Raw genomic sequence first — 3,397 nt, 5'->3', positions numbered from 1 at the left:
GCCGAGGGGCGCGGCCAGACTGCCAACGAGCGCCGGCGTGAGGAAGGCCAGAAACTGCAGACGCAGTTGCAGCCCGGCACCGCCCTGATCCTGCTCGACGAACGCGGCAAAAGCTTTTCCTCGGAAGATTTCGCCGGGCGCCTCGGCCTGTTGCGTGACGGTGGCCGCAAGGCGCTGATCATCGCCATCGGCGGCGCCGACGGCCACGATCAGTCGCTGCGCGACCAGGCCGAACTGGTGATGTCGTTCGGATTGCTGACATGGCCGCATCAACTGGTGCGCGTGATGCTGGGAGAGCAGCTTTATCGTGTGGCCACTATCCTTTCGGGACATCCCTACCATCGCTCGTAAGCCGGTGAATTGGTGCGACACACCCGGATTTCCGCCCCAATGCCAACGTAACATTGCATCGAGTGGGCGGTTTCGAACATGGTTGATTGTTCGTTAACGAAGCCACGCATAGAGTCGGGCTTCAATGTCTGAAGACAGAAAATCAAGAACGGGCTCATGGCGCGCGCGCTGCGGAATCGCGGCGGCGGTGCTTGTGCTGTCGCTGCATGCGGGGCGGGCGGAAAACACGCTCGACCTGGCTCCCGATCCGGACCAGAGCCGGGCCGAATATGAACGGGTCTCGAAGGAGATCACGCTGTCGTCGGAACGATTGGCCAAGCTCTCCGCCGACATCGCGACGATCAAGAAGGATCACGCCTCGATCACCGCCGCATTGATCCAGTCGGCGATGACCGAGCAGAAGCTCGGCCAGGACATCGAGGACATCGGCGCCAGGCTGGAAGGGTTGAAGGGCCAGGAACAGAAGATCCGCGCCTCGCTGATGGCGCGGCGCGACGTTCTGGCCGAAGTGCTGGGCGCGCTGCAGCGCATGGGCCTCAACCCGCCGCCGGCGATCCTGGTCAAGCCCGAGGACGCGCTGTCGTCGGTGCGCAGCGCCATCCTGCTCGGCGCGGTGGTGCCGGAACTGCGCCAGCAGACCGATAGCCTGCTTGCCGATCTCAAGGAACAGACCAGGATTACGGCGTCGATCGAGGCCGAACGGGCGCGGCTGACGGCGGCGGTCGGCGACCAGACGGCGGAAAAGAAGCGGCTCGGCATGCTGCTGGAGGCCAAGCAGAAGCTCGAAGCCGACACGCAAACGCAAATGGCCGCGGAAAAGCAGCGATCCGAAGCGCTGGCGGCCAAGGCCGGCAGCCTGAAAGAGTTGATCGCCTCGCTCGAAGCGCAGGCCGACAAGAGCCGCAAGGCCGCCGATGCCGCCAAGGCCGCTGAGCAGAAGACGGCGGATGGCGACAAGACATCCGCGCCGGCGGAACTGGCGTCGCTGCCCGTTCCGGAAAGCAACCAACTTGCCGCCGCGGTGCCCTTTTCGGCGCTGCAGGGACAGATCGCACTGCCGGTGACCGGCCGCATCAAGCGGCGATTCGGCGCCGACGACGGTAACGGCGCGGTGATGCTAGGCGACATGGTTGCGACACAATCGGGAGCCATCGTTACCGCGCCGGCGGATGGAAATGTGCTTTATGCGGGGCCGTTTCGCTCTTATGGTCAACTCTTGATCCTGAACGCAGGCGACGGCTATCATGTCGTTTTGGCGGGGATGAGCAGAATCAGCGTCGCGACCGGTCAATCAGTGCTTGCAGGAGAGCCGATCGGTGCGATGGGAGAGGCCCGGGTGGCGAGCACCTCGGTTTCGAAGAATGGAAATGCCACGCCGGAACTCTATGTCGAGTTCCGCAAGGATGGAAAACCCGTCGATCCGGCCCCATGGTGGGCGGACCGTTTTTCTGGAAGGACGTGAATAATGCGGAAACTGTCGCTTCTGTTTGCCGGTGCGCTGATGGGCGCGTCCGCCATGAGCCTGGTCTATGGCGCACCCGGCTCGGCGGCGAACGCTGCAGGGTCGGAGACCTACAAGCAACTGGCGATCTTCGGCGATATCTTCGAGCGCGTGCGGGCACAGTATGTGACGCCGCCCGACGACAAGTCGCTGGTCGAGAATGCCATCAACGGCATGCTGGCTTCGCTTGACCCGCACTCCTCCTACATGAATGCCGAGCAGGCGCAGGATATGCGCGTCCAGACCAAGGGCGAGTTCGGCGGCCTCGGCATCGAAGTCACCATGGAGAACGATCTGGTCAAGGTGATCACGCCGATCGACGACACGCCGGCCGCCAAGGCAGGCGTGCTGGCCGGCGACTACATCGCCAAGATCGACGGCGAAGAGGTTCGCGGCCTGACCCTCAACGATGCGGTCGACAAGATGCGCGGCCTGGTCAACACGCCGATCAAGCTGACCATCCTGCGCCAGGGCGCCGACAAGCCGATCGAACTGACGGTCGTGCGCGACATCATCAAGGTCAAGGCGGTCAAGTTCCGGGTCGAGAACGACATCGGCTACATGAAGATCACCTCCTTCACCGAAAAGACCTACGACGACCTCGAGAACGCCATCGACACCATCAAGAAGCAGATTCCCGACGACAAGCTGAAGGGCTACGTTCTGGATCTCCGCCTCAATCCGGGTGGCCTGCTCGACCAGGCGGTGAGCGTGTCCGATGCCTTCCTCAACCGCGGCGAGATCGTCTCGACGCGCGGCCGCGACCCCAAGGACGTCACCCGCTTCGACGCCAAGCCCAAGCAGGTCGACGACATCAACGGCAAGCCGATGATCGTCCTGGTCAATGGCGGTTCGGCCAGTGCCTCGGAAATCGTCGCCGGCGCGCTGCAGGACCTGCGCCGCGTCACGGTGGTCGGCACGCAGTCCTTCGGCAAGGGTTCGGTGCAGACCATCATTCCGCTCGGCGAGAATGGTGCGCTCAGGCTGACGACGGCGCTCTATTACACGCCGTCCGGCAAGTCGATCCAGGGCAAGGGCATCACGCCCGACATCAAGGTCGAACAGCCACTGCCGCCGGAACTGCAGGGCAGGGATCTGACGCGTGGCGAATCCGATCTCAAGGGCCATATCAAGGGCGCCGACGAGAGCACGACGGGTTCGGGCTCGGCCGCCTATGTGCCGCCGGATCCGAAAGACGATCTGCAGCTCATCTATGCCGAGCAGCTGCTGCGTGGCCAGAAGACCGATCCGTCCTTCCCGCCCAATCCGCAAAAGGCGGTTCTCAACCAGTAGGGATCTGGAGCGGCGCACGCGCCGCTCCATCTTTCTGTTTGAGCATGATGGAAGCAATGCGATGCTGCCGGGACCGAAAGGTTCCGGCAGTTTGATTCGGGGGCGAGGCAAAGCTCCCAAGGCATGGCGCGGGGGTGCGCCGGGATTGATGAATTCGCGCATGCCGTTTCGAAGTGGCTTCGCCTTCGGAGCCATGCGCCCGGGGATTACGCTTGACTGATATCGGCAAGGACATCGAACGCCCGCTCGGAC

3 protein-coding genes are annotated in these 3,397 nt (G+C 63.4%); all 3 read left to right on the top strand.

Annotated elements, in window-relative coordinates; translation table 11 throughout:
• A partial coding sequence (rlmH, locus tag ENZ74_RS26215) for a 23S rRNA (pseudouridine(1915)-N(3))-methyltransferase RlmH (protein ID WP_127313083.1) occupies positions 1–351 on the top strand: 351 nt, incomplete at its 5' end.
• 124 nt (positions 352–475) lie between these two features.
• Positions 476–1,813 carry a murein hydrolase activator EnvC gene (locus ENZ74_RS26210; protein ID WP_024502880.1) on the top strand — a complete coding sequence of 446 codons (1,338 nt, stop codon included), beginning with the start codon at positions 476–478 and terminating at the stop codon, positions 1,811–1,813.
• Positions 1,814–3,145 (top strand): S41 family peptidase, encoded by a 1,332-nt coding sequence (locus ENZ74_RS26205; RefSeq protein ID WP_024502881.1) that lies wholly within the window; start codon positions 1,814–1,816, stop codon positions 3,143–3,145.
• Positions 3,146–3,397 lie beyond the last annotated feature (252 nt).

Origin of the sequence: Mesorhizobium sp. M7A.F.Ca.CA.002.15.2.1 (assembly GCF_003998715.1) — a bacterium.
Classification (GTDB): Bacteria; Pseudomonadota; Alphaproteobacteria; order Rhizobiales; family Rhizobiaceae; genus Mesorhizobium; species Mesorhizobium ciceri.
Note: the sequence above shows the minus strand (reverse complement) of the source record. Positions and strands in the feature narration are given on the sequence as shown.

Coding starts and splice junctions, on each gene's coding strand:
- ENZ74_RS26210 (WP_024502880.1), top strand. CDS start 476: ATGTCTGAAGACAGAAAATCAAGAACGGGCTCATGGCGCGCGCGCTGC.